At 66.2% G+C, this 24,628-nt stretch carries 23 protein-coding genes and 1 pseudogene; 15 read left to right on the forward strand and 9 right to left on the reverse strand.

Features of this window, described 5'->3' with window-relative positions; all coding sequences use genetic code 11:
• Positions 1-14: 14 nt before the first annotated feature.
• The 4 genes from ACK5JE_RS11435 to ACK5JE_RS11450 all read right to left on the reverse strand — a co-directional run bounded on the left by ACK5JE_RS11435 (position 15) and on the right by ACK5JE_RS11450 (position 3,642).
• Complete coding sequence (locus ACK5JE_RS11435; protein WP_416801834.1) at positions 15-1,292, reverse strand: TRAP transporter large permease; 1,278 nt, start codon at positions 1,290-1,292, stop codon at positions 15-17.
• Positions 1,289-1,831, reverse strand: a complete 543-nt coding sequence (locus tag ACK5JE_RS11440; RefSeq protein WP_416801835.1) for a TRAP transporter small permease — start codon at positions 1,829-1,831, stop codon at positions 1,289-1,291. Before ACK5JE_RS11440 ends, ACK5JE_RS11435 begins: the two co-directional genes overlap by 4 nt.
• A 76-nt stretch (positions 1,832-1,907) precedes the next feature.
• Positions 1,908-2,912 carry a TRAP transporter substrate-binding protein gene (locus ACK5JE_RS11445; RefSeq protein WP_416801836.1) on the reverse strand — a complete coding sequence of 335 codons (1,005 nt, stop codon included), beginning with the start codon at positions 2,910-2,912 and terminating at the stop codon, positions 1,908-1,910.
• Positions 2,913-3,168: 256 nt separating this feature from the next.
• Positions 3,169-3,642 (reverse strand): hemerythrin domain-containing protein, encoded by a 474-nt coding sequence (locus tag ACK5JE_RS11450; RefSeq protein WP_416801837.1) that lies wholly within the window; start codon positions 3,640-3,642, stop codon positions 3,169-3,171.
• Positions 3,643-3,854: 212 nt separating this feature from the next.
• Here ACK5JE_RS11450 and ACK5JE_RS11455 point away from each other — a divergent pair, with 212 nt between their 5' ends.
• The 4 genes from ACK5JE_RS11455 (at position 3,855) to ACK5JE_RS11470 (ending at position 7,383) form a co-directional block, all read left to right on the forward strand.
• Positions 3,855-4,628 (forward strand): ABC transporter ATP-binding protein, encoded by a 774-nt coding sequence (locus ACK5JE_RS11455; protein WP_416801838.1) that lies wholly within the window; start codon positions 3,855-3,857, stop codon positions 4,626-4,628.
• The gene (locus tag ACK5JE_RS11460) at positions 4,625-5,620 is read left to right on the forward strand and encodes an ABC transporter substrate-binding protein (RefSeq protein ID WP_416801839.1); all 996 of its coding nucleotides are present in this window, start codon (positions 4,625-4,627) and stop codon (positions 5,618-5,620) included. Before ACK5JE_RS11455 ends, ACK5JE_RS11460 begins: the two co-directional genes overlap by 4 nt.
• Positions 5,621-5,756: 136 nt before the next feature.
• Positions 5,757-6,530 (forward strand): ABC transporter permease, encoded by a 774-nt coding sequence (locus tag ACK5JE_RS11465; RefSeq protein WP_416801840.1) that lies wholly within the window; start codon positions 5,757-5,759, stop codon positions 6,528-6,530.
• An 85-nt stretch (positions 6,531-6,615) separates the two neighbouring features.
• A complete protein-coding gene (locus ACK5JE_RS11470) occupies positions 6,616-7,383 on the forward strand; it encodes an ABC transporter substrate-binding protein (protein ID WP_416801841.1) in 768 nt (255 codons plus the stop codon).
• Positions 7,384-7,436: 53 nt separating this feature from the next.
• Here the strand turns inward: ACK5JE_RS11470 and infA are convergent, their stop codons facing one another.
• The gene (infA, locus tag ACK5JE_RS11475; protein WP_416801842.1) at positions 7,437-7,703 is read right to left on the reverse strand and encodes a translation initiation factor IF-1; all 267 of its coding nucleotides are present in this window, start codon (positions 7,701-7,703) and stop codon (positions 7,437-7,439) included.
• 391 nt (positions 7,704-8,094) lie between these two features.
• Between infA and ACK5JE_RS11480 the strand changes: the two genes are divergently transcribed.
• The 3 genes from ACK5JE_RS11480 to ACK5JE_RS11490 all read left to right on the forward strand — a co-directional run bounded on the left by ACK5JE_RS11480 (position 8,095) and on the right by ACK5JE_RS11490 (position 10,465).
• Positions 8,095-8,469, forward strand: coding sequence for a hypothetical protein (locus ACK5JE_RS11480; RefSeq protein ID WP_416801843.1), 375 nt, complete (start codon positions 8,095-8,097; stop codon positions 8,467-8,469).
• Between the two features lie 66 nt (positions 8,470-8,535).
• Positions 8,536-9,444 carry a DMT family transporter gene (locus ACK5JE_RS11485; RefSeq protein ID WP_416801844.1) on the forward strand — a complete coding sequence of 303 codons (909 nt, stop codon included), beginning with the start codon at positions 8,536-8,538 and terminating at the stop codon, positions 9,442-9,444.
• Positions 9,445-9,505: 61 nt separating this feature from the next.
• Positions 9,506-10,465 carry a DMT family transporter gene (locus tag ACK5JE_RS11490; protein ID WP_416801845.1) on the forward strand — a complete coding sequence of 320 codons (960 nt, stop codon included), beginning with the start codon at positions 9,506-9,508 and terminating at the stop codon, positions 10,463-10,465.
• A gap of 124 nt (positions 10,466-10,589) precedes the next feature.
• Here the strand turns inward: ACK5JE_RS11490 and recJ are convergent, their stop codons facing one another.
• Positions 10,590-12,293, reverse strand: coding sequence for a single-stranded-DNA-specific exonuclease RecJ (gene recJ / locus ACK5JE_RS11495; RefSeq protein WP_416801846.1), 1,704 nt, complete (start codon positions 12,291-12,293; stop codon positions 10,590-10,592).
• Entirely contained in the window at positions 12,278-13,189 is a 912-nt protein-coding gene (locus ACK5JE_RS11500; protein WP_416801847.1) for a hypothetical protein, read from the reverse strand. Before ACK5JE_RS11500 ends, recJ begins: the two co-directional genes overlap by 16 nt.
• Positions 13,190-13,230: 41 nt before the next feature.
• Here ACK5JE_RS11500 and ACK5JE_RS11505 point away from each other — a divergent pair, with 41 nt between their 5' ends.
• The 4 genes from ACK5JE_RS11505 (at position 13,231) to ACK5JE_RS11520 (ending at position 18,736) form a co-directional block, all read left to right on the forward strand.
• The gene (locus ACK5JE_RS11505) at positions 13,231-14,502 is read left to right on the forward strand and encodes a lipoprotein-releasing ABC transporter permease subunit (RefSeq protein WP_416801848.1); all 1,272 of its coding nucleotides are present in this window, start codon (positions 13,231-13,233) and stop codon (positions 14,500-14,502) included.
• Positions 14,495-15,226, forward strand: coding sequence for an ABC transporter ATP-binding protein (locus ACK5JE_RS11510; protein WP_416801849.1), 732 nt, complete (start codon positions 14,495-14,497; stop codon positions 15,224-15,226). Before ACK5JE_RS11505 ends, ACK5JE_RS11510 begins: the two co-directional genes overlap by 8 nt.
• 19 nt (positions 15,227-15,245) lie before the next feature.
• The gene (locus tag ACK5JE_RS11515; protein ID WP_416801850.1) at positions 15,246-16,085 is read left to right on the forward strand and encodes a TatD family hydrolase; all 840 of its coding nucleotides are present in this window, start codon (positions 15,246-15,248) and stop codon (positions 16,083-16,085) included.
• An 89-nt stretch (positions 16,086-16,174) separates the two neighbouring features.
• Positions 16,175-18,736 carry a ComEC/Rec2 family competence protein gene (locus ACK5JE_RS11520; protein ID WP_416801851.1) on the forward strand — a complete coding sequence of 854 codons (2,562 nt, stop codon included), beginning with the start codon at positions 16,175-16,177 and terminating at the stop codon, positions 18,734-18,736.
• Between the two features lie 53 nt (positions 18,737-18,789).
• On the opposite strand, the pseudogene ACK5JE_RS11525 reads toward ACK5JE_RS11520, so the two are convergent.
• Positions 18,790-18,996 (reverse strand): annotated as a pseudogene (locus tag ACK5JE_RS11525) (hypothetical protein); the annotation flags it as partial.
• The gene (locus tag ACK5JE_RS11530; RefSeq protein ID WP_416801852.1) at positions 18,963-19,514 is read right to left on the reverse strand and encodes a sigma 54-interacting transcriptional regulator; all 552 of its coding nucleotides are present in this window, start codon (positions 19,512-19,514) and stop codon (positions 18,963-18,965) included. The pseudogene ACK5JE_RS11525 and the gene ACK5JE_RS11530, both read right to left, overlap by 34 nt.
• 36 nt (positions 19,515-19,550) lie before the next feature.
• Between ACK5JE_RS11530 and ACK5JE_RS11535 the strand changes: the two genes are divergently transcribed.
• The 4 genes from ACK5JE_RS11535 to lpdA are packed head-to-tail and all read left to right on the forward strand — an operon-like array spanning position 19,551 to position 24,578.
• Entirely contained in the window at positions 19,551-20,783 is a 1,233-nt protein-coding gene (locus tag ACK5JE_RS11535; protein ID WP_416801853.1) for a 3-methyl-2-oxobutanoate dehydrogenase (2-methylpropanoyl-transferring) subunit alpha, read from the forward strand.
• Positions 20,784-20,785: 2 nt separating this feature from the next.
• Complete coding sequence (locus ACK5JE_RS11540; protein WP_416801854.1) at positions 20,786-21,823, forward strand: alpha-ketoacid dehydrogenase subunit beta; 1,038 nt, start codon at positions 20,786-20,788, stop codon at positions 21,821-21,823.
• On the forward strand, positions 21,823-23,163 hold the full coding sequence (locus ACK5JE_RS11545; protein WP_416801855.1) for a dihydrolipoamide acetyltransferase family protein: 1,341 nt from the start codon (positions 21,823-21,825) through the stop codon (positions 23,161-23,163). The genes ACK5JE_RS11540 and ACK5JE_RS11545 overlap by 1 nt, the downstream gene beginning before the upstream one ends.
• A gap of 5 nt (positions 23,164-23,168) precedes the next feature.
• Entirely contained in the window at positions 23,169-24,578 is a 1,410-nt protein-coding gene (gene lpdA / locus ACK5JE_RS11550) for a dihydrolipoyl dehydrogenase (RefSeq protein ID WP_416801856.1), read from the forward strand.
• Positions 24,579-24,628 lie beyond the last annotated feature (50 nt).

Below are 24,628 nucleotides of genomic sequence, written 5' to 3' on the forward strand. Positions count from 1 at the left end.
CCGGGCTCGCCCGATCAGCTGAGCAGGTTCGGCAGCCAGAGGCTGACGGCGGGGACGTAGGTGATGAAGACCAGGTAGGTCACCAGCAGCATCAGCCAGGGGAAGGCGGCGCGGATGACCTGTCCGATGCTCATCCTGGTGATGCCGGCCGTCACGAACAGGTTCAGGCCCACCGGGGGCGTCACCATGCCGATTTCCAGGTTGACCACCATGATCACGCCCAGATGCACCGGGTCGATCCCCATTTGCATGGCGATGGGGAACAGGATCGGGGCCAGGATCAGGATGATGCCGGTCGGCTCCATGAAGGCGCCGGCCACCAGCAGCAGGATGTTGACCACGATCAGGAACTGCCAGTCGCTCATGTTCCAGGCGATGATCTGCTCGGCGATCGCCTGCGGAATGCGCTCGGTGGTCAGCACGTGCGCGAACAGCAGGGCGTTGGCGATGATGAACATCAGCATGATGGTCACCTTGGCCGCGTCGATCAGGACCTCGGGCACCTGTTTCATGCCGATATCGCGGTAGATGAAGACTGCGATGGCAAAGGCGTAGACGGCGGCCACGGCGGCGGCTTCGGTCGGGGTGAAAATCCCGCCGTAGATGCCGCCCAGAATGATGACGATCAGCAGCAGTCCCCAGATCGAGTCGCGGCCGGCCGTCATGACCTCGCCCAGGCTGGCGCGTGGCTGGCGCGGCATGTTGCGCATGCGGGCGACGAGATAGATCGCCGTCATCAGCACCAGGCCGAGCAGCAGCCCGGGGACGACCCCGGCCATGAACAGCGCGCCCACGGAAGTCTCCGTGACGGCGCCGTAGACCACCATGACGATGGACGGCGGAATCAGGATGCCCAGGGTGCCGGCATTGCAGATCACCCCGGCGGCAAAGGACTCCGTGTAGCCCGCGCGCACCATGCCGGCGATCACGATCGAACCGACGGCGACCACGGTGGCGGGCGAGGAGCCCGAAACCGCGGCGAACAGCACGCAGGCCATTACCGAGGCGATCGCCAGGCCGCCATGCAGATGGCCGACGGCGGCGATGGCGAAGCGGATCATCCGCCGGGCCACGCCGCCGGTGGTCATGAAGGCGCCGGCCAGCACGAAGAAGGGAATCGCCATCAGGGTGAAGTGCTCGGAGGTCTCGTAGAGCTTGAGCGACAGCGAAGCCAGCGAGTCCTGGCCGAAGGCCATGATGGTCAGCAGCGAGGACAGACCCAGGGCGACCGCCACGGGCATGCCCAGGAACATGAAGACGAACAGCAGGACGAAGAGGGCGATGGTAGTCATGCGGCGTCTCCCTTGGAATCGTCATCGCTGCGGTATTTCATGGCGTCGGCGACCTCATCGCCCAGCAGGGAGGCCTGGCCTCCCTGCAGCAGACGCCACAGGACCTCGCCCAGGCGCCAGATGAGCAGGATGTAGCCCAGCGGCAGCACGATGCGCGGCACCCATTGGGGAATGGGGATGTCCTGGGCCATGATGCCGATGGTGTAGATCTTGCTCACGTAGACCCAGCCGCCGTAGACGACGATGGCCGCGTAGAGGATGCACAGCAGCGTGCTGACGATGGCGAATTTGTGGGCAATCCGGGCAGGCAGGATGCGCACCAGGGCGTCCACCCCAATGTGCGCGCCGACCCGGACCCCGTAGGAGATGCCCAGGAAAATCAGGGCGCCGAAGAGATACATGGTCAATTCCAGCGCCCAGGTGAAGCTGTAATTGAAAATATAGCGGGCCACGACCTGCGCGAATGTCACCACGGTCATGGCGGCCAGGAGAAAGGCGATCAGACCTTCCTCGATGTGTTCCAGCCAGGATCTTGTCATGGCGGGGCCTCCTGTTCAGGATATGAAACGGCCGCTGGGAGGCGGCCGTTTTCAGGCGATCGGAAGTTCCGTGCCTTTATTGTTGGTTCGAAGCGACCGCCGCGTCGACGATGTCCTTGCCGATCTGATCCTGGAATTTGTCCCAGACCGGACGCAGTGCGGCGCGCCAGGCAGCGACGTCTTCCTTGGTCAGCGTCTGGATTTTCGCCTTGCCGGCCTCGGAGATCAGCTTGCGGTCGCGGTCGTTGATCTGGGCGGCCAGATTGTTGGCGTATTCCGTCGCGCCGGCCATGGCTTTTTGCAGGCCCGCGCGCACGTCGTCAGGCAGACCGTCCCACCAGCCGGCGTTGGTGATCACCATGTAGTCCAGGGCGCCGTGGTTGGTGACGGCGATGGTCTTCTGGACCTCGTAGAATTTTTGCGAGTAGATGTTGGACCAGGGGTTTTCCGCGCCGTCGACCACGCCGGTCTGCAGGGCCTGGTAGACCTCGGAGAAAGCGAGTTTCTGGGGGTTGGCGCCCAACTGGCGGAACTGGGCCTCCAGCACGTCGGACGACTGGATGCGGAATTTCAGGCCCTTGATGTCCTCGGGGCGGGTGAGCTTGTCCTGGTTGGTGGACAGCTGCTTGAGGCCGTTATGCCAGTAGGCCAGGCCCTTGATGCCCTTGGATTTCATGGAATCCAGGAGTTCCTGACCCTTGGGGCCGCTCTGGAAGCGATCCAGGGCCGCCATGTCGTCGAACATGAAGGGCAGGTCGAAGATCTGCAGTTTTTTGGTGTAGCGGTCGAACTTGGCCAGCGACGGGGCGATGATCTGGACGTCGCCCAGCAGCAGGGCTTCCATTTCCTTGCCGTCGCCAAAGAGCTGCGAATTGGAGAACACCTGGACCTCGACCTTGCCGGGCAGGGCGGCCTCGGCCAGCTCCTTGAATTTGAGCGCGCCCTGACCCTTGGGCGTGGTCTCGGCCACGACGTGGCTGAACTTGATGACGATCGGGGCCGCATGGGCGGTGGCAGCAGCCAGACCCAGCGTCAGAGACAGGCCGACGGCGGCAGCAAGACGGGTGGTCGTGAATTTCATGAGGGGGTCTCCGGAGTTGAAGTCACCATGAAGAGAGAATGCATGGTGCGCGGCTGACGATCAGCTGACTGTCCATCCGCTGAAACAGCGGGAGTATAGGCAAAAAACGGTGATCGCGTCGACACGGATAAACCATTAGAAATCGTCGTTCCGCTCGGGCGGGCCCACGATGGATGGATGCGTGATCGGGCAGGCCAGCGATCGGAGGGGACAGCGATCGGGGGGCAGCGATCGGGGGGCGCACCGTTCGGCGGCGTCAGCGATCGAGTCGGGCGCAGTCGCCGGCCAGTCCGTCCAGCGCCGCGTCATCCAGCAGGCGGGCCGCCATCGGCAGCAGTTCTGTATCGGCGCGTTCCAGCCAGGCCAGATAATCACCGGCCCAGGCGGCCAGCGCCTCCCGGGCGTCTGGCACGGCGGATGTGGGCGCGCAGGCCAGGGCGGGCCGGATGATCTGCCGCCAGCGCCGGTCCAGGTCGGCGCGGTCGCGCGCTAGCCCGCCGGTCATGCCCTGGAGGCACACGGCATCGGAGCCCGCCATGGATTCGATCAGCGCGGGAAACAGCTGCTGTTCGAGGATGTCGTGCGCGATGCGGGCCGGCCCCTCGATCCAGTCGGCAAAGGGCGGCGCCAGCGGGGTGTCATCGCGGGCGACCGCCTGGAGGTGGCGGCGGGTCTCTGCGTGGACGGCCAGCAGCCGGGCGATCGGATCAGAGAGGGACGGGCGGGGCATGTGCATTCCACAGCATGGAGATGACCTATCGTAGCGCCGCGACCCGGACTCGATCCAATGCCGGTCCGGTTTCATGGCGGCCTGCGATGATTTTATATTTCTCATGGCAATAAAGAAATGGTGAACAAATCGTTGTTGCGCATTAAGCACGGTCGTTAAAGTATTGAACATCTTGTCGAATCAGCCTTCTTTCAGCGGGTTTCCTTCTCTCTATGAATCTTTCTTTCAGACAGGTAGAAAAGCATTTCGGCGACCTGCGGGTGGTCGAACGCTTCGAGCGCGATATCGCCCCGGGCGAACTGGTCGCCCTGGTCGGGCCGTCGGGCTGTGGCAAGTCCACCTTGCTGCACATGGCCGCGGGGCTGGAAAAACCCTCGTTCGGCCAGGTGCTGGTCGACGGCCAGCCGGTGCGCAAACCCGATCCCAGCCGCATGCTGATGTTCCAGGAAAACGCGCTGTATCCCTGGTTGACCCTGGCGCAGAACGTGGCCATGGCGCTGGAATTGCAGAAAGTCGGCCGGGCCGAGGCGCGGCGCCAGGCGCGGTTGTGGCTGGACAAGGTGCGACTCAAGGGATTCGAGGATTATTTTCCGCATCAGGTGTCCGGCGGCATGCGTCAGCGCTGCGCGCTGGCGCGCGCCTTCATCACGCATCCCGAGGTGCTGCTGCTGGACGAGCCCTTCGGGGCGCTCGACGCGCTGACCCGCATGACCCTGCAGGACGCGTTGCGCACGCTGATCCGTGAGACCCGGCCCACGGTGCTGCTGGTGACCCACGATGTGGACGAGGCCCTGTTTCTGGCTGACCGCATCCTGGTCTTCAGCGCCCGGCCTTCTCGCGTCCTCAAGGAATTCCATCTGTCGGACGCCGAAAAGACCCATGATCTGTCGAATTTTGCCGCCATGCGCCGGGAAATCCTCGGCCTGCTGGGCATCGTCGACGACACCGAACCCTTACCTTCCATCCCCGAGGAACTTGCAGCATGAAATTCAGCCGTTTCCTGATTCCCGTTCTTGCCGCCCTGACACTGGCGTCCCAGGCACAGGCCGCCGATCCCCTGAAAATCGGCTACATCCGTGTGATGGACGATGCCCAGGCCATCGCCGCCTACGAGGGCAAGTTCTACGAAAAGCAGGGGCTGGACGTGCAACTGGTCGAGTTCAAGTCGGGGACCGACCTGATCAAGGCCATTGTCGGCGGTCAGCTCGATACTGGTGTGCTGGGCTTCACCAATGCCGCTTCCTGGTCCTCGCGCGGCGCGGATCTCAAGGTCGTGGGCGGGGCGCAACGCGGTTTTCATGCCCTGGTGGTGCGTGAGGACGCCGGCATCAAGGATGTGGCCGACCTCAAGGGCCATACGCTGGCTTCTCAAAAAGAGGGCAGCACTGCCGATACCGTCTTGCGTGGTGTGGTGCTGAAGAACGCCGGCGTGGCGCCCGAGGACGTCTCGATTCTGGGGGTGAGCCCGCAGGTGGCGGTCCAGTCTCTGGTCGGCAAGCGCGTGGATGCCGCCTTCCTGTTCGAGCCCCAGGCCAGCATCGCCCAGCTGATCGCGCCCGTGAAGCAGATCTACGAGGTCGGCGAGGTCTGGCCGTTCCCCTGCATGGTGACGATCACCTCGGGTGAGACCCTGAAAAACAAAAAGGAACTGGTCTGGAAATCACTCGATGCCCAGCGCGAGGCTATCGAACTGTTGCAGAAAAAACCCGACGAAGCCGCCCGGCTGATCGCCGGCTATTTCATCGCCGAGCCGACGCTCAAGACCCTGGCGCATGGCGAAGTGCCGCGCGAGCAGGTCATCAGCAAGGCGATCCAGACCCAGACCTTCAGCGCGGCGCTGACGCCGCAGGACCTGAAGCGCATGCAGGAAGTGGCCGACATCATGCAGGCCCGCGGCTCGCTCAAGACCAAGGACGGCCAGCCCTACGACGTGAAATCGATCGTCGATCTGGACTGGCAGCACGCCCGCAATCTTTGATGTGCGGGGCGAGGGGGTGCGATAATGGCGCCCCGCTCCCGGGGCCTTGCGCGCGGATCGCGGTTTGCCGCAGCGCGCGCAGAGGCTGAAATCCTGATGGCCGAGCTTGTGCTCGGCCATGCCGTGTCTGGAACTCATGAGTAAAAAACGACGTATTTCTCCCGCGGCCCGCAAGCTGGCCATGCTGATCGCCATCGCCGCCATTCTGCTGTTCTGGCAGATGGCCGCCTGGACCTTGCCGGATTTCCTGATGCCGGGAGTGCCCAAGGTGCTGGCGCGGGTGTGGAACGACATTCAGACCGCCGAATTCCGCGCCATCCTGGCCGGCAGCATGGGGCGGCTGGGCGTGGGCTACGGTTTCGCGCTGCTGTTCGGGATCGGGTTTGGCCTGGCCGGCGGGCTGCTGGTGTTTTTCCGCGAAGTGCTGAAGTCCGCCATCATCGTGCTGCAATCGATTCCGTCCATCGCCTGGGTGCCGCTGTTCCTGATTCTGATGGGTTTCGGCAATGTGCCCATCATCGTGGTCATCGCGCTGGCGGCGTTCTTTCCGGCCGCCCTGTCCGTCATGAACGCGACCGAGAGCGTGTTGCAGACCCATGTGTCGGCGGCGCGCGTCATGGGGGCCAATCCCTGGGACATGCTGCGGCGCGTGTATCTGCCCGCCGTCATGCCCGAACTGATCACCGGCGCCCAGCTGGCCTTTGGCAACGCCTGGCGGGCGCTGATTTCGGCTGAGATGCTGATCGGCTTCGGACAAGGGCTGGGGCGATCGCTGGCCTATGCGGGCGAGACCGCCGACATGGTGGGGGTGATGGCCAATATCCTGACCATCGCCATCCTGGCCACGCTGATCGATCAGGTCTTTCTGGAAAACATCAAGCGCAAAGTGCTGCGCTATCAATATGTGTGAGTCCCGGCTGGCAGCCTGGACGCGCAGCGTCATGAGAGCGCCCGCGCATTCATGCTTCTCATGCCTTCGGGTCGGTGTGGCGGTCATGCTGGCCGCCGGGACGCTGATCCTCCCGCGTGCCGGCGCGGCGGAATCGGTGGGTACCGTGACGGGACAGGCTTCGAGTGGTGACTGGCGCCTGGGTGTGGCCGACGTGCCCGCGCCGCAAGCGCCGGGCGCCAAGGTCCGCACCCCGGCCAGGATCGAGACGCTGGCCGGGCAGATGGGACAGGGCGCTGCGCCCCTGCAGGCGGTGGCGGCCGAATGGGCGGCGCAGCGGGTCGCCGAGGGCGCGCTGGATGCCTGGGTAGGGGTGTGGCCGGCCGGGCGCGCGCTGCCGCGGGAGGTGCGCCGGGCGGAACTGGACTGGTCCGCTGCGCCCATGGCGATCATGCGCACCGATACCGACATTCATGCGTGGTCGGATCTGAGCGGGCGGACGGTGTGCCTGAGCGCCGACAGCCGCTCACCGGGCGAATTGTCAGCGCGTTTCGGTGCGCTCGAACAGATCTATGCCTCGGCGACCGATGCCTTGCTGGCACTGAGGATTGGCCAGTGCGATGCCGCCGTGCAGGACGAGGATTTCATGAAGCAACTGCTGATGTTTCCGGAGTGGCGGAAATTCTCGGCGCAGTTGCAACCTTATCGGTCGCAGCGGCTGATGCGCCTGACACGAGAGGATCTGTCTGAGCCCCGCCGGGCCGCAGTGCGTCAGGCGACGTCACCGGACCGGCTGCATGAGCTGGCACGGCAACAAACCCGAGACATCGCCTTCGAGGTCTACCTGGACCAGACGGTGCCGGACTGTCATTGATGAGGTGATGAAGCACATCGGGCGGGCGCCGTGGCGCCGCCGGATGGGAAGGGTCAGTGCGAACGGCGCCGAGGCGCCGAGGCGTTGTTGCCCGGGCCCCGGTTCAGATGACGGAAGGTGATGCGTCCCTTGCTGAGGTCATAGGGCGACATTTCGAGGGTGACCTGATCGCCCGCCAGAATGCGGATATGGTGCTTGCGCATCTTGCCGCCGGTGTAGGCGATGACCGGGTGCCCGTTGTCCAGGGTCACGCGAAAACGGGAATCCGGCAGGACTTCCGTCACGGATCCATGCATTTCGAGCAATTCTTCTTTGGCCATTGTGGTGCGCTCCGGTAAGTGAAACAAAGAATCAGCGGGCACACGACGCTTTGTGGCGCGGCATGCGGGCGAGGTCGCGGGGACGATCAGAATCCAGGCAGGAGCGCAACGCTCCCGAAGGGAAGACGGGACAAATCCCGCTCGGACTGGCAAAAAAGCCGCCAGAATTGAAAACCGCTGATTATCAAGCACTTATATGATAATGCTTGAGACATCTTATGTCAAGAATCAGCCCTGTCCAACAGAATCAGCCCTGTCCAATATCAGATGAGTCTGAGCGGGATTCCGTGATTCCGACGCTCGATCCGGCCGTATCAGGCGCGAGGCGCGTGCGCGTATGGGCAGACGCTTTATCGAGGCTCCCCTGGAAATCCTGTATTGGGCTGACGACATGAGCGATCTGGCAGCCGGGCGTCGTGATGAATGGAAATGGCGTGCGCAGATCACGTTGCCAGTCTGGGTGGATTCAGAGCGCTTTGAGGCATCGGTTTCCGAAATGCGTCCTGAACTGGGTGATGAACCCGTCTTGCGCCGGGAGGCGGTGACTGAAGGAAAATGCGTTCAATTCCTTCATATCGGTAAAATCAGCGACCTGCCCATGATCTTGGAAAATTTCTACTCCAGTCATTTGTCTCAAGCAGGTCTTGAGCCAGCGGGCGCCTACCGCGAAATCTATCTTGATGACTGGAATCGCGCTGCGCCTGAGAAGCGCAAGGTCATTGTGCGACAGCCCGTACGAGAGTCTGCCGGCAGGCCTCGAGCTTGAGCCTCAGGGGCGTGGTGTGGCCCGGTGCGATTAGAATCTGCGCTGAACTCCGTTTTCTGATTGCACATGAACGAACGTCTGAATCCCGGCACATTGGCCCTGCTGCTGATCCCGCCCATGCTGTGGGCGGGCAATGCCGTCATCGGCCGGGCGGTGGCCCAGATGGTGCCGCCCCTGACCTTGAATTTCCTGCGCTGGGCGGTGGCGCTGGTGTTGCTGCTGCCCCTGGGCTATCACGTGCTGCGGAGCGGCAGCGACATCTGGCGGCAATGGCGACGCTATGCCCTGCTGGGGCTGCTGGGCGTCGGACTGTTCAATTCGCTGCAATATCTGGCGTTGCATACCTCGACGCCGATGAACGTGACGCTGGTGGCCGCCAGCATGCCGGTCTGGATGCTGATCGTGGGCCGGGTGTTTTACGGCGTGGCGATCCGGCCCGCCCAGGTGGCGGGCTCGGCACTGTCGCTGGCCGGTGTGGCCGTCGTCCTGTCTCAAGGGGATTGGGAAAAATTGCTGGCGCTGCATTTCGTGGCCGGCGATCTGCTGATGGTGCTGGCCACGCTCATCTGGGCCTTCTACAGCTGGCAATTGACCCGCGTACCGGCCGATGCGCCGGTGCGGGCGCATTGGGCCGGTTTTCTGCTGGGGCAGGTGGTCTATGGCGTCGTCTGGTCGGGCCTGTTCGCCGCTTTCGAGTGGGGCTTGACGGACTGGCGGGTCGATTGGGGCTGGCCCCTGGCGCTGACCGTGGCCTTTGTGGCCGTGGGGCCGGCGGTCATCGCTTTTCGCTGCTGGGGCGCGGGGGTGCAGCGCGTCGGACCGACGCTGGCGGGGTTTTTCAACAATCTGACGCCGCTGATTGCGGCCCTGTTGTCGCTGGGGCTGCTGGGCGAGCGTCCCAGGTTGTTCCATGCAGCGGCCTTTGCCCTGATCATCGGCGGCATCGTGCTGTCCTCGCGGCAGCCGCGCGCATGATCGTGCGGGCGCCCGCCGTGTGGATGAATCCATCCGGTCATCCGGGTGTCGGCATGACGCCATGACACCGGGCGCGCGAGACGAGGGCGGGGCGCCGCCGTGGCTTTCCTACGGCAGTCTGGCGATCAGCATGTTCGTGGTGGGCGCCTGTGTGGCCCTGAGCAAGCCGCTGGCGGCCGTGTTCTCGGTTTTTTTGCTGGGTTGGCTGCGCTTTGGCATCGGTCTTGTCGGGATGCAGCACTGGCTGCGCCGGCCGACGACGGAATCCCCGCTCTCCTCGCGCCTGCATCTGCTGATGTTTCTGGAGGCTTTCATCGGCAGTTTTCTGTTCACGGTGTTCATGGTGCTGGGCGTGAGCCTGAGCGGCGCCGTGGCGGCCGGGGTCGTCATGTCGGCCATCCCGGCCACGATCGCAGTGCTCAGCCGGCTGGTGCTGCGCGAAGCGATCCGTCCCCGGGTTCTGGCGGCCATTGCCTGTGCCGTGACGGGGATTGCCTTGTTGGCCCTGGTCGGTCCTGATGAATCAGGTGCTGGTCAGTCTGAAGCCAGTGGGCGGGGCCCCTGGCTGGGCTATGTGCTGCTGGGCGGTGCGGTGCTGTGCGAGGCGTGCTACGCCGTGATCGGCAAGCGCCTGACGGCCGTCCTGTCGTCGCGACGCATCAGTGCCTTGATGAATCTGTGGGGTTTCGTGCTGATGCTGCCGGCCGGCGTGTATGTGGCCTGGTCTTTCGATTTCAGAGGGGTCGCCGGGCCTATCTGGGGGCTGCTGGCGTTCTATGGGCTGGCGTCGAGCTGGACCATCTGGCTCTGGATGACCGGCCTGCGCCGGGTCCCGGCGTCGCGCGCGGGGGTGTTCACCGTGATGCTGCCGGTCGGGTCGGCCTGTGTCGGGGTCTGGATGCTGGACGAGCCGTTTGGTCTGTCCCGTGCGCTGGCCTTTGCCCTGGCTCTGGCGGGGCTGCTGCTCGCGGCGTGGCCCGCCAGGAGCAGCCAGCGGACGAGCCGTCCGCCGTCTTTGTGAACGATGGCGCCGTCGATGGCCGTTCGCCGGGATCGCCGCCTCGGCGGGATGACTGCCCTGACAGGACGAAGCGGGGCGGGATGGCGCAGAGCAGAGCAGAGCGCAGCGGGACGAGCCTGCGCGCTCAGGGTGTGGCGCGGGCGTCCTCGATCAGCAATTGCACGCTGCTGCGTCCTCCCCAGGTATTGCAGTCCAGCCGATAGACGGCTTCGATGTCCTCGGGCAGCGGCTCGGTGTGGTTGAACCAGACCGCGTCCAGGCGCAGGCCGTCGCGTTCCAGGAACAGTTTGAGGTGCTTGTCTTTCAGCAGGCGTTGATGCAGGACGCGGAATCGGTCCCGGAACAGGGGCGGCGGAAATCCGGCGCCCCAGATCTGTTCCGCCAGCAGCGTGGCGGTCTCCACGGTCAGGTAGTCCGGTTCCAGGGAGCCGTCGGTCTCCAGGCGCGGTTCGAAGGATTCGCGCGCGCCCAGGACACGCACGGCATCGTCGAACTGCTGCGAGAATTCATCGAAGGCGGCGGCCCTGAGGGTCAGGCCGGCTGCCATGGCGTGACCGCCGAATTGCAGGATGGCGCCCGGCAGCCGTTTGCTGACCAGGTCCAGGACGTCGCGCAGATGGACCTCGGGGATTGAGCGGCCCGAGCCGCGCAGGGTGTCGCCGTCGTCTGGCGCGAAGGCCAGGGCGGGCCGCCAGTAGGTTTCCTTCAGGCGCGAGGCCACCAGGCCGATCACGCCTTGATGCCAGCCGGGTTGCCAGACGCAGACGCTGGCGGCGCGTGTCAGGGCCTGCGCGTCCAGATGCGCCAGGGCCTCGTCGCGCATGACGGTTTCCCGCGCACGGCGCTCGCGGTTGATCTCGTCCAGCGCCTGGGCCAGTTCCAGGGCACGGGCGGCATCGTCTTCGAGCAGGCAGTGGATGCCCAGACTCATGTCGGCCATGCGGCCCGCAGCGTTGATGCGAGGTCCCAGGGCAAAGCCCAGGTCGTTGGTGTTCGCCCGCGCCGGATCCCGGCCGGCCACTTCGAACAGGGCGGCCAGACCTGCCTGCATGCGGCCCTGCCGGATGCGCCGCAAGCCCTGACCCACCAGCAGCCGGTTGTTGGCATCCAGGCGCACGACGTCGGCGACGGTGCCCAGGGCGACCAGATCGGCGCAGGCCTCGAGTTTCGGGCCGCCTTTGGGCGGCAGGACGCCACGAGCCCGCAAGGCGGCGCGCAGTGCCAGCATGACATAGAAAATCACCCCCACACCGGCCAGGTGCTTGGAGGGAAAGCCGCAACCGGTCTGGTTCGGATTGACGATGGCCAGTGCGTCGGGCAGTGCTGGGCCGGGCAGGTGGTGATCGGTGACAATGACCTCGATGCCGGCGGCCCGCGCAGCCGCGACGCCTTCGATGCTGGCGATGCCGTTGTCCACCGTGACCAGCAGGTCTGGTTTGCCGGCCGGGTGACGGCAGGCCAGTTCGACCACGGCCGGAGACAGGCCGTAGCCGGTTTCAAAGCGGTTGGGCACCAGGAAATCGACCTGGCCGCCCATCTCGCGCAGGGCGCGCACTGCGACGGCGCAGGCGGTGGCGCCGTCGCAGTCATAGTCGGCCACGATCAGCAGCCGCTGCCCGGCCTGGATGGCGTCGGCCAGCAGGGCACCGGCCTGGTCGACGTGGCTGAGCCGGTTCGGGGGGATCAGGGCAGCCCATTCGGTCGGCCCGGCCTGATCCAGCCCACGGGCGGCCCACAGGCGGGCCAGCAGCGGATGCGCGCCCGCAGCCGTCAGCGCCCGGGTCCGGGCCGGATCGGTGTCGCGTGTGAGGATCAGCGGTCGCACCACCAGCGCCTCCAGTCGTGTGGCCGCAGGCGGCGCAGCCAGCCCGCGCGGGCATCCAGCTCGACCGAGTGTTCGCGACCGGTCAGCACCAGAGTGGGGGCCGTGTCGGCCAGGGGGGCGAAGCAGCGTTGCTCCAAACCAGCCAGCGCCTCGATCCAGCCGCCCCAGTCCTGGGTGACGGCAGGGGTCTGCAAGGCGGTTTCGATGCGCAGATCGTCGGGCAGCGGGCGGCTCAGCTGGCTGCGCCGCGCGCCGCCGTACAGCCACAGGCTGTTGATCGGCGCGAGGCCGTCCTGCTGGCGCTGCCGATTGACCGGATGTTCATGCCAGGCCATCTGCAGGCCATTGATCAGGCGCCGCCAGGGGCGCGCGACCGGATCCTGAGGCCACCAGTCATTGACGGCGCTGAGGGCGACCAGGGCCGGACTGGCGCAAGCCAGCCGCACCGGTTCGGGCCAGCGCACCCGCCAGGTATCGGGAGTCTCCGGCGTCAGTCCGATGCCGCTTTCGTCGATCATCTCGCGCGCCGACGCCAGCAGCGCACCGGATTGTTCTGCCGTGATCGCCAGCGTGTCGGCCGGCAGCAGGGCCGCACCGTCGCGCGAGGGCGCCATGTGGATCAGCTCGGCCAGCCAGACGGGCTCGTCATCGGCGCCGGGCAGGCGCAGCGGCCCCAGACCTGCGCTAATATGCTCATCTTGTACAGGCGCGAATCCGCGGGCGTGCAGCAGCCAGTGTTCCAGCGGTGTACACCAGGCGTCCGCGGCCGGACAGGCCACTGCCCGGGGTGTGCCCAGGCCCATCCAGCGGGCCAGGGTGGGGGCGCGTTGCGCCAGATGGGACGCCAGTTCGGCAGCGACTTCAGGTTCGGGCAGCGCCCCGGGAATGACGATATGCATGGCAGGATTGTAGGATCAATCGGACAAGGGTGACGATTCGCATGGCGTATGAATGGTGGATAGGAGCGCGCTACGCGGGTCTGGCCCGCGCAGGACGGGGCGGACGCCGGGGCGACCGTTTCGTGTCCTTCGTGGCGGCCAGTTCCATGGCGGGCATTGCGCTGGGCGTGGCGGCCCTGATCATCGTCCTGTCGGTGATGAACGGTTTTCAGACCCAGGTGCGTGACCGTATGCTGTCGGTCTTGCCGCATATCGAGCTGTACGTGCCGGGTGCCGGCCACGAGCAGGTGCTCGAACATTGGCGGGAGCTGGCGGACGACGCCCGTCAGGATGACGCGGTCCGGGGTGCCGCGCCATTCGTCGCGGCTCAGGGCATGCTGGCGCGCGGCCAGGGCCTGAGCGGCATCCAGGTGCGCGGCATCGACCCCGCCATCGAGCCCGAAGTCTCCGACCTGGCCGGCCAGATGGCTTCGGGGACGCTCGACAGTCTGACGCCGGGCGCCTTTCACATGGTGGTGGGCAGCCAGATTGCCCAGTCCCTGGGACTCGTGGTGGGCGACACGGCGCTGCTGCTGGCGCCGCAGGGTTCGATTTCGCCGGCGGGTTTCACGCCGCGTATGCGCCAGTTCACCGTGTCCGGCATCTTTTCCTCGGGCTATTACGAGTACGACGCCTCGCTGGTGTTCATCGATGTGCAGGATGCCGCCCGGGTGTTTCGCGACAGCGGCGTGAGCGGTGTGCGCCTGCGCATCGCCGACATGCAGCGTGCGCCCCAGGTGGCCCAGTCGCTGCTGACGCGGATGCCGCCGGGCGTGCGGGCCATGGACTGGACCCAGAACAACCGTACCTGGTTCGCCGCCGTGAAGACCGAAAAACGCATGATGTTTCTGATCCTGGCGCTGATCGTCGCGGTGGCGGCCTTCAATCTGTTGTCCTCGCTGGTGATGGCGGTCAAGGACAAGCGCTCGGACATCGCCATCCTGCGCACCCTGGGCGCCACGCCGGCCGAAATCGCGCGCATCTTTCTGATTCAAGGCGCGCTGATCGGCGTGGTGGGTACGCTGGCGGGCGTTGCCCTGGGCACGCTGGTGGCTTACAACGTGGATGTCATCGTTCCCTGGATCGAGCGCATGCTGGGCGTCCAGTTCCTGCCGCAGCAGATCTATTTCATCAGTGAACTGCCCTCCAATCCGGAATTGGGCGACATTGTCGTGATCGGCGCGACGTCCCTGGTCCTGTCCCTGCTGGCCACGCTGTATCCCAGCTGGCGGGCGTCCCGTCTGCAACCCGCCCGAGTGCTGCGTCATGATTGATTCCATCTCCCCCGATGCCGTGCTGCGCGCCGAGCACCTGGCCAGGACCTATGACGAGGACGCCGGTCGGGTGGAAGTCCTGCGGGACGTCAGCCTGTCGGTGCATGCGCACGAAATGGTGGCCGTCGTTGGCGCATCTGGGTCGGGCAAGAGCACGTTGCTGCATGTGCTCGGGCTGCTGGATGAACCGGACGAGGGGCGATTGTGGATCGCCGGTCAGTCGGCTTCGGGGCTGGATGAGCGTCGCCGCAGCTGGTTGCGCAACCAGTCTCTGGGCTTTGTCTACCAGTTCCATCATTTGTTGCCGGAGTTTTCCGCCCTGGACAATGTGGCCATGCCCCTGATCGTGCGCCGTTGCGTGCGCGCGCAGGCCCGGGAGCAGGCGGCGGCGATGCTCGATCAGGTCGGGCTGTCGGCCCGGGCGACGCATTTCCCCGGTCAGTTGTCGGGCGGCGAGCGCCAGCGCGTGGCCCTGGCGCGCGCGCTGGTGACGCAACCGGCCTGCGTGCTGGCCGATGAGCCGACCGGAAATCTCGACCGCCACACGGCCGATGCCATGTTCTCGTTGCTCGTGCGCGTCAACCAGGCGTTGGGGACGGCCTTTGTCATTGTCACCCATGACCCGGCGCTGGCGGCGCTGGCACATCGACGCTTTCATATGCAGGCGGGGCGGCTCGCCGAGGCAATGCCTGACGAATCCGCGCCGCCGGCAAGCGGCGAGTAGGGCGGCGCCGCACTTCCCCATGCTGATCGACACCCACTGCCATCTGGATGCTTCGGAATTCGACGCCGACCGGTCGGCTGTGATCGAACGCGCACACCAGGCGGGTGTCGGTGGCATCGTGATTCCGGCTGTGATGCGCGCCCATTTTGCCGTCGTGCGCGATCTGGCGCATGCCACGCAAGGTGCCTGTTACGCCCTGGGCATCCATCCCCTGTACGTCGCGCAATCCAGCGAGGCCGACCTCGATGCGCTGGACGCTGCGCTGGAGGCGGCGAAAGACGACCCCAAACTGGTCGCCATCGGCGAGATCGGGCTGGATTTTTTCGTGCCGGCTGTGAGCACGCAGGAAGGCCGCGGCCGCCAGGAGAAATTCTACGTTCGCCAGCTGGATCTGGCGCGGCGCCACGGTCTGCCGGTGTTGTTGCACGTGCGCCGTTCCCAGGACGCGCTGCTCAAGCATCTGCGCCGCTGTCCGCGCATCGGTGGCATCGCCCATGCCTTCAACGGCAGCTTTCAGCAGGCGGAACAGTTCATCGCCCAGGGGTTTGCGCTGGGGCTGGGCGGCGCCATGACGTTCGAGCGCGCACTGCGGATCCGTCGGCTGGCGACCCGCTTGCCCGTCGAGTCACTGGTGCTGGAAACCGATGCGCCTGATATCCCGCCTGCCTGGTTGGGACGGGGGCCCGATGGCCAGCCGCAACCGGTGCGCAACGAGCCGGCAGAAACCGCCGGTATCGCCCGGGTTCTGGCCGGATTGCGTGGCATGGATGTCGAGCTGCTGGCCAGACAATGCGCCGCCAACGCCTTTCGCGTGCTGCCCCGGTTGCCGCGAGCCCTGGCGGCGGGGGCCGCTGCGTAGTTTTCCGCCTGGACCGAAAGACGCATGCCGGGGTCCGGCGATCTCTTTTTTCCCTAAGCTGAGAGCCGTGTTCATTTGCGGAGGCCGGCATGCTCGGGCGTGCAGTGGCGGCGGCGGGACTGGGCGGGGTGCTCGGCGCTCATCGGTTGGCCGACCTGCCGGATCATGGCGCGTTGGCATGGCTTTCCGGCGTGTTGTGGCTTTCTGGCCTGTTGGGGCTGGTCGTTTGGCGGGTCGGGCGCATTGGCCGGCTGCGCCCGCGGTTGCGCGGGCTCGTCGCTTGCTTGCTGGGCGCCTGGGCCGGGTTTTCATTCACGGCGCTGAGCGCCCAGGCGCGCCTGGGGCAGACGCTGGCCGAGGGCAATGTGGACCGGGTGTCGCGGGTGACGTTGCGCGTCGACAGCTTGCCCCGGTTGCGCCCGGACCGTCTGGATTTCGAGGCGGTAGTGCTGGGTTCCCGGCCCGCTGGCGTGCCCCCGCGCATCCGGGTACGCTGGTCCGCCTCTGGCTGGCGCGGCCCCTATGCTTCTGCGCGGCCGCCCGCCGATCCCTTGCCCGTGGTGCGTCCTGGCCAGGTCTGGCGCATGGCACTGGTGCTGCGGCCAGTTCGGACCGCGCAGAACTTCCACGCCTTCGATGGCGAGGCGCATGCCTTTGCCGCCGGCATCCGCGCACAGGGCACGGTGCGGGGGCGCCCCGAATGGCTGAGAGACGAGGACTGGGCCAGTCTGTCTGTCGTGACCGGCCGGGCGCGCCATGCGGTGCGCGAGGCCATGGCACCGCATGTGCGGGCGCTGCGCTACGGCCCGGTGCTGAGGGCGCTGGCCATCGGTGACCAGAACGGCGTGGACGCCGCCGACTGGGATATCTTCAACCGTACGGGAATCACTCATCTGGTCTCCATCAGCGGGTCGCACATTACCTTGCTGGCCGGCGCCGGCGCGCTGGCCGTGTCGACGCTGTGGCGCCGTCTGCGTTGGCGCGGCCGATGTCTGGCGGAACGCTGGCCCGCACGCCGGGCCGGCGCCGTGGCGGCGTTGCTGGTCGCCTGGCTGTATTGCCTGCTGGCCGGCTGGGGTGTGCCCGCGCAGCGCACCTTCATGATGCTGGCTGTCGTGGCGGGCGCGCAGGCCCTGCAATTACGCCTGAGTGGCGCCCGCGTCCTGGCGTTGGCCGCCGTTACGGTCGTGTTGATGGATCCCTGGTCCGTACTGGCGGGCGGATTCTGGCTCTCTTTCCTGGCGGTGGCTGTGCTGCTGGCCGTCGGCGCGCGCGCGGCGCAGGCGCCCTGGCCAAAGCGCCAGCGTGACCGCTGGCTGCGCGGCCTGAAACTGGCGGTGCGTCTGCAATGGGCGGTCACCTGGGCGCTGGCGCCGCCGCTGGCCTGGTCTTTTCACGAAGTGTCGCTGGTGTCTCCGCTGGCCAACGCCTATGCCATTCCGGTCATCGAACTGCTGGTGACGCCGCTGTCGCTGTTGCTGGCGGCGGTGGCGTTGGTGCCGGGCCTGACCTCCCTCGCGGCGGGTATCGCCTGGCTGGCGCATGGAATATTGGCCGGGATGATGCGGCCGACGGAATGGCTGGCCGCCTTGCCGGCCTGGCCGGTGCCGGCCGGGCCGGCGTGGTTGTATGTGCTGGCGCTGGCCGGGGTCGCCGTGGCGCTGTGGCCGGGCGGTCGCGCCGGACCGGCAGACGTGGCCGGCCGGACGCGGGACGGGCATGAGGCAGCGCGGCGTTGGGGCGACTGGCTTGGCTGCCGCCGCGCCTGGGCCTGGCTGGCACTGGCGCCGATGCTGCTGTGGCCGCCGGTCCGCCCGGCTGAGGGGGAATGGGACTTGCATGCGCTGGATGTGGGGCAAGGCAGCGCTTTGTTGGTCCGTACCGCCCGGCATGCGCTGCTGTTCGACGCGGGCGCGCGTCATGCACGGGACGCGGACGAAGGCGCCCGCACTGTCGTGCCGGCCTTCAAGGCGCTGGGCGTGCGCCGCCTGGATGCGCTGGTCGTCTCTCATGCCGATCTGGATCATGCCGGTGGCGTGCGCAGCGTGCTGGCGGCGGTGCCGGTGGCGCAAAGCTTCAGTTCCTTTGATCTGACATCCTGGCTGCGGAACGAGGCCCGCAAGCTGGCGACCGATGTCACGCTCCGGCCGCTGGCTGCCAGTCCCTGCCGTTTTGGCGACCGTTGGCGGATGGATGGTGTCGAATTCGAATTTCTCTGGCCGCTGGATGTGCGCGCCCGCCGGCGCGGTGTGGAAGCCAATGCCAATAGCTGCGTGTTGCGGGTGCGGGGCGCGCACCACAGCCTGCTGCTGACGGGGGATATCGAAACCCGTGCTGAATCGGCGCTGGTCGAACGCGGCCTGACGCCAGCGGATGTGGTCGTGGCCGCGCATCACGGGTCGCGGACCTCGTCGTCGACGGGGTTTGTCAATGCCGTGGCGGCGCACCACGTGATTTTTCAGGCGGGAGCCTGGAACCGCTACCGTCACCCCGATACCACCGTGCTGGAACGCTGGCGCGCGGCGGGTTCCACCCTGTGGCGCACGGATCTGCAAGGCGGGATCGAGGCGCGGTCGCGCGCGGCAGGACTCTCGTTGTCTGGCGCCCTGGCGTCATCCCGCCGCCATTGGCATGGACGGCGGGCGGACTGATCCAGGGCAGGTCCTCATTCGGCCCGTTCAGGCACCGGGAGCTGCACCCACTCTTCGGTCTTTACCGCATCCCCCTTGAATATGCCCTTGGCGTCCTGGGTGAAAACCGCGCCATAGACTTTCTGTGCATATTCGGGCGGCAGGAATTTCTGGTTGAGATCGTTTTCGATGGCCTCCGGTTTGCGGTCGATCGGATCGCCAAAGCCGGGACCGTCGCGCAAGTAGTTCAGGTACAGGTCGTGGTTGTCATAGCAGTCTTGACGTTGAGATGTTGAATGATCGTCTCGATATCGCCCGGACGGTCGCGCAGCGCGGGCAGGTGCAGACTGACCGCGCAGAGGCGGTGGTAGAGGTCCTCGCGAAAGCGCCCCTCGACGATCTTCTGCCGCAAATCCCTATTGGTGGCGGCAATCAGGCGCACGGAAATCTGGCCGAAAAATACGGCTGTCAGCCCAAGACATGGCGGCGGCCGCTCGCATGCCGGGCATTTCCCGAAGCACCTTGTACACCAAGCTGGCCGCAATCCGTGCGTCGGACGATCCGTAAAAATCCATCGGCCATTCGTCCGGGCACGCGTCATACGGGGTAATTGCCTGGTCGCGCGGCACCGGCCTGTCGTTGTACAGTGTCCTGGAGTCGTCCCGTCGTGTGGGGTAAGGGCGGCGTCCGTAGTGGTTTCTACGGTCTTGCGCGGCGGCGCGTGATCGGCGATGATGCGGCAGCCGTCCACAAGACGACTGTTGTCCCTTCGAAAACCTCCGGCTGCCGGAGGGTTCATGCGGACGTGTGAAAAATCCAAAAGATTTTTGCGACCATGACACAGACACCTCTGAAGTTCTACGTGCCCGAACCCTCGGGACGTCCCGGCCAGGCCACCGATTTTGGCTACCTGCGCCTGCAGCCCGCTGGTGCGGCACGCAAACCCCCCATCGACATCACGCCCTACGACACCCGCGATCTGGCCATCGGGCTGATCCGTGTGCTCGACGACCAGGGCGAGGCGCAAGGCCCCTGGGCCGAAGACCTCCCGGACGACGACTTGTTGCGCCGCGGCCTGCACGCGATGGTCAAGACGCGCATCTTCGACGCGCGCATGGTCATCGCCCAGCGCCAGAAAAAGACCTCGTTCTACATGCAATGCCTGGGCGAGGAGGCCATTGCCATCGGCCAGTCTCTGGCGCTGCGTGAAGGCGACATGCATTTCCCGTCCTATCGCCAGCAGGGTCTGCTCATCGCCCAGGATTACCCCCTGTTCGACATGATGTGCCAGATCTTCTCCAATGATCAGGACCCGCTCAAAGGCCGTCAGTTGCCGGTGCTGTATTCGGTGCCGGAAAAAGGCTTTTTCACCGTGTCGGGCAATCTGGGCACGCAGATTCCCCAGGCGGTGGGCTGGGCCATGGCCTCGGCCATCAAGGGCGACACCCGCATCGCCTGCGGCTGGATCGGGGACGGCGCCACGGCCGAGTCCGATTACCAGACGGCGCTGCTGTTCGCCCATGTCTACCGGGCGCCGGTGATTCTCAACGTGATCAACAATCAGTGGGCGATCTCCACGTTCCAGTCCGTCGCGGGCGGCGAGGGCATCACGCTGGCCGCGCGCGGCATCGGCTCGAATGTGGCTTCGCTGAGGGTGGACGGCAATGATTTCCTGGCCGTTCACGCCGTGTCGCGCTGGGCCGCCGAGCGGGCGCGCAACAACCACGGCGCCACGCTGATCGAATGGGTCACCTACCGGGGCGGGCCGCACTCCACCTCCGATGATCCTTCGAAATACCGGCCGGCCGACGACTGGTCGCGGTTCCCGCTGGGCGATCCGATCGCACGGCTGAAGCAATACATGCTGCAACGCGGCATCTGGTCCGAGCAGGAACACCAGGAATTGCAGAAGACCTGCGAGGCCGAGGTCGTCGTTGCCCAGAAAAAAGCGGAGGCCCACGGCACCCTGGCCTCGGGGCGCACCAGCAGCGTGGCGACCATGTTCGAGGATGTCTACAACGACATGCCGACGCATCTGCGTCGGCAGCGTCAGGAACTGGGGGTGTGAGCATGGCACAAGAAAAAAACAAGACTCGTCCCATGACGATGATTCAGGCCCTGCGCTCGGCCATGGATGTGATGCTGGAACGGGACGATGACATCGTCATCTTTGGCGAGGACGTCGGCTATTTCGGCGGCGTGTTCCGCTGCACAGAGGGCCTGCAGGCCAAATACGGCAGCTCGCGCGTGTTCGATGCGCCGATCTCCGAGAGCGGCATCGTCGCGGCGGCCATCGGCATGGGCGCCTATGGCCTGAGGCCGGTGATCGAGATCCAGTTCGCGGATTATTTCTATCCGGCCGCCGACCAGATCTTTTCCGAAGCCGCGCGTCTGCGCTACCGGTCGGCAGGCGGCTATACCGCGCCGCTGACGATCCGCATGCCCTGCGGCGGCGGAATTTTCGGCGGCCAGACCCACAGCCAGAGCCCCGAGGCCCTGTTCACGCACGTCGCCGGCCTGCGCACCATCATGCCGTCCAATCCGTATGATGCCAAGGGGCTGTTGATCAGCGCCATCGAAAATGACGATCCTGTCATCTTTCTGGAACCCAAACGCCTGTACAACGGACCTTTCGACGGTCACCACGATCAGCCTGTCGTGCCCTGGTCCAAGCACCCGCTGGGCAATGTGCCCGAGGGCTACTACACCGTGCCGCTGGATACCGCCAAGCTCTATCGCGAAGGCCGGGACCTGACCGTGCTGACCTACGGCACCATGGTGTATGTGGCGGAGGTCGCCGCCCGCGAGGCCGGCGTCGAGGCCGACATCCTCGATCTGCGCAGCCTCTGGCCGCTGGACATGGATGCGATCCTGGCCTCGGTGCGCAAGACCGGCCGCTGCGTGGTGTTGCACGAGGCGACCCGGTCCAGCGGGTTCGGCGCCGAACTCTGCGCCCTGGTTCAGGAACATTGTTTCTATCATCTCGAGGCCCCCGTGGAACGCATCACGGGGTGGGACACGCCGTATCCCCATTCGCATGAATGGGCTTATTTCCCCGGCCCCAAACGGGTCGCGGAGGCGTTCAAGCGCGTGTTTCGGGAGGCATAATGGGTATTCATATCATCAAGATGCCGGACATCGGCGAAGGCATCGCGGAAGTCGAACTGGTGGAATGGCACGTCCAGGCGGGCGATGCCGTCGTCGAGGATCAGGTGCTGGCCGATGTCATGACCGACAAGGCCACCGTCCAGGTGCCGTCGCCGGTCCACGGCCGCGTCATGTCGCTGGGGGGCAAGGTCGGCGACGTCATGGCCGTGGGGACGGAACTCATCCGGCTGGAAGTCGAAGGCGAGGGCAACGAAGGTGCGATCGGGACGACAACCCGCGCCGAGACGCCGGCGCCTGCCGCCGCGTCCGCCGCGCCGTCATCGGCGCCTGTTTCCGGACCTGAGCCTGACATGCGCGAGACGGCTCCGTCCGGGCCCGCGCCTGTGGCCGCTGCGCCGACGCCCGCGCGGGCCGTGCTGGCGCCGCATGCCGCCTCGCATGCGCCGTCGCGTCCCGAAGGACAGCGCCCGCTGGCCTCACCGGCCGTGCGCCGCCGGGCCTGGGACCTGGGCATCACCCTGCAATATGTGCCGGGCACCGGCCCCATCGGCCGGATCACGCACGGCGACCTGGACGCCTGGCTGGCGCGCGACCGCAATGCGACTTCGCATCGCACCACCGGGACGCTCTATGCCGCCCGCGACGAGGAAACCGAGATTCCTGTCATCGGCCTGCGGCGCAAGATCGCCCAGAAAATGCAGGAATCCAAGCGCCGCATTCCGCACTTCACCTATGTCGAAGAAATCGACGTGACGGAGCTCGAATCGCTGCGCGCGCGCCTGAACGTCCAGCACAGCACCGAGCGGGGCAAGCTGACCATGCTGCCTTTCCTGGCCCGTGCCATGGTGCTCGCCTTGCGCGAATTCCCGCAGATCAATGCCCGTTTCGACGACGAGGCGGGCGTGGTGACCCAATACGGGGCTGTGCATCTGGGCGTGGCGGCGCAGACGCCGTCGGGGCTGATGGTGCCGGTGCTGCGCCATGCCGAGACGCTCGATCTCTGGTCGTGCGCGGCGGAAGTCGCGCGCCTGGCCGAGGCTGCCCGCCAGGGCAAGGCCGCGCGCGACGAGCTGAGCGGCTCGACCATCACCCTGACCAGCCTGGGGGCGCTCGGAGGCATCGTCTCCACGCCGGTGATCAATCATCCGGAGGTCGCCATCGTCGGCGTCAACCGCGTGGTCGAACGGCCGGTCTTCCAGGAAGGCCGGGTCGTGGCGCGCAAGCTCATGAACCTGTCCTCGTCATTCGATCATCGCGTGGTCGACGGCATGCATGCCGCCGAGTTCATCCAGTGCATCCGGCGTTACCTGGAGTGCCCGGCGCTCTTGTTCGTGGAGTAAGCAGCATGTCCAATCCCACCCATACCACTTTGCTCATCATCGGCGGCGGCCCCGGCGGCTACGTGGCGGCCATCCGTGCCGGCCAGCTGGGCATTCCCACCGTGCTGGTCGAAGGCGATGCCCTGGGCGGCACCTGCCTGAACATCGGCTGCATTCCGTCCAAGGCGCTGATCCACGTGGCCGAGCAGTTCCATGCGCTGCAAGGCTATGCCGGCGACTCGCCGCTGGGCATCCACGCTCAGGCGCCCGAACTCGATCTGGCGCGCAGCATCGCCTGGAAGGACGGCATCGTCAAAAAGCTGACCGCCGGCGTCGGCGCGCTGCTGAAAAAGCACAAGGTCACGGTCGTCCAGGGCTGGGCGCGCATCGTCGACGGCAAGACCGTGGACGTCGATCCTGTCGTCAAGGGCAAGGCCGGCGCGCCTCAGCGCATCCGCTGCGAGCACCTGCTGCTGGCCACGGGGTCCGAGCCGGCGGCGCTGCCCTTCATGCCTTTCGGTGATCCGGTGATTTCCTCGACCGAGGCCCTGTCGCCCAAAAAACTGCCAAAATCCCTGGCCATCGTCGGCGCGGGTTATATCGGTCTGGAACTGGGCACCGTCTACCGCAAGCTCGGCGTCAAGGTCGACGTGATCGAAGCCCAGGACCGCATCCTGCCAGTGTACGACGCCGATCTGGTCAAGCCGGTGCATGCGGCGCTGAAATCCCTGGGCATCGGCCTGCACTTGCAGACTCAGGTCCTAGGACTGGCCGAAAACGGCAAGGGCCTGCGGGTCCAGTCGGGCAAGACCGAGGATGTCCTGCCCGCGCAGCAGGTGCTGGTGGCCGTCGGCCGCAAGCCCCGCAGCCGGGGGTATGGCCTCAGTTCCCTGATGCTCGACATGGACGGCCTGGCGGTGCGCGTGGACGATCGTTGCCGTACCTCCATGACCGGCGTCTGGGCCATCGGCGACCTGACGGGCGAGCCCATGCTGGCGCACCGCGCGATGGCGCAGGGCGAATGCGTGGCCGAACAGATCGCCGGCCATACGCGGCATTTCACGCCGATGGCGATCCCGGCCGTGTGCTTCACCGATCCGGAAGTCGTCACGACGGGGCTGTCGCCGCAGCAGGCGGCGGACGCCGGCATCGATGCCATCGACGCGTCCTTTCCGCTGGCCGCCAATGGCCGGGCGATGACGCTGGAATCGACCGATGGGTTCGTGCGGGTCGTGGCGCGGCGCGACAATCACCTGATCCTGGGCTGGCAGGCCGTGGGGCGGGGCGTGTCGGAATTCGCCGCCGCCTTTGGCCAGTCCATCGAGATGGGCGCGCGGCTCGAGGACGTGGGCCATACGATCCATGCCCATCCCACCCAGGGCGAAGCCATTCAGGAAGCCGCGTTGCGGGCGCTGGGGCGGGCGCTGCACGTCTGATCCACGGGGAAGGCGCGATTACAATACACGTGTCTGTCCCCGACACGAGG

Origin of the sequence: Castellaniella sp. (assembly GCF_047971665.1) — a bacterium.
GTDB lineage: Bacteria > Pseudomonadota > Gammaproteobacteria > Burkholderiales > Burkholderiaceae_B > Castellaniella.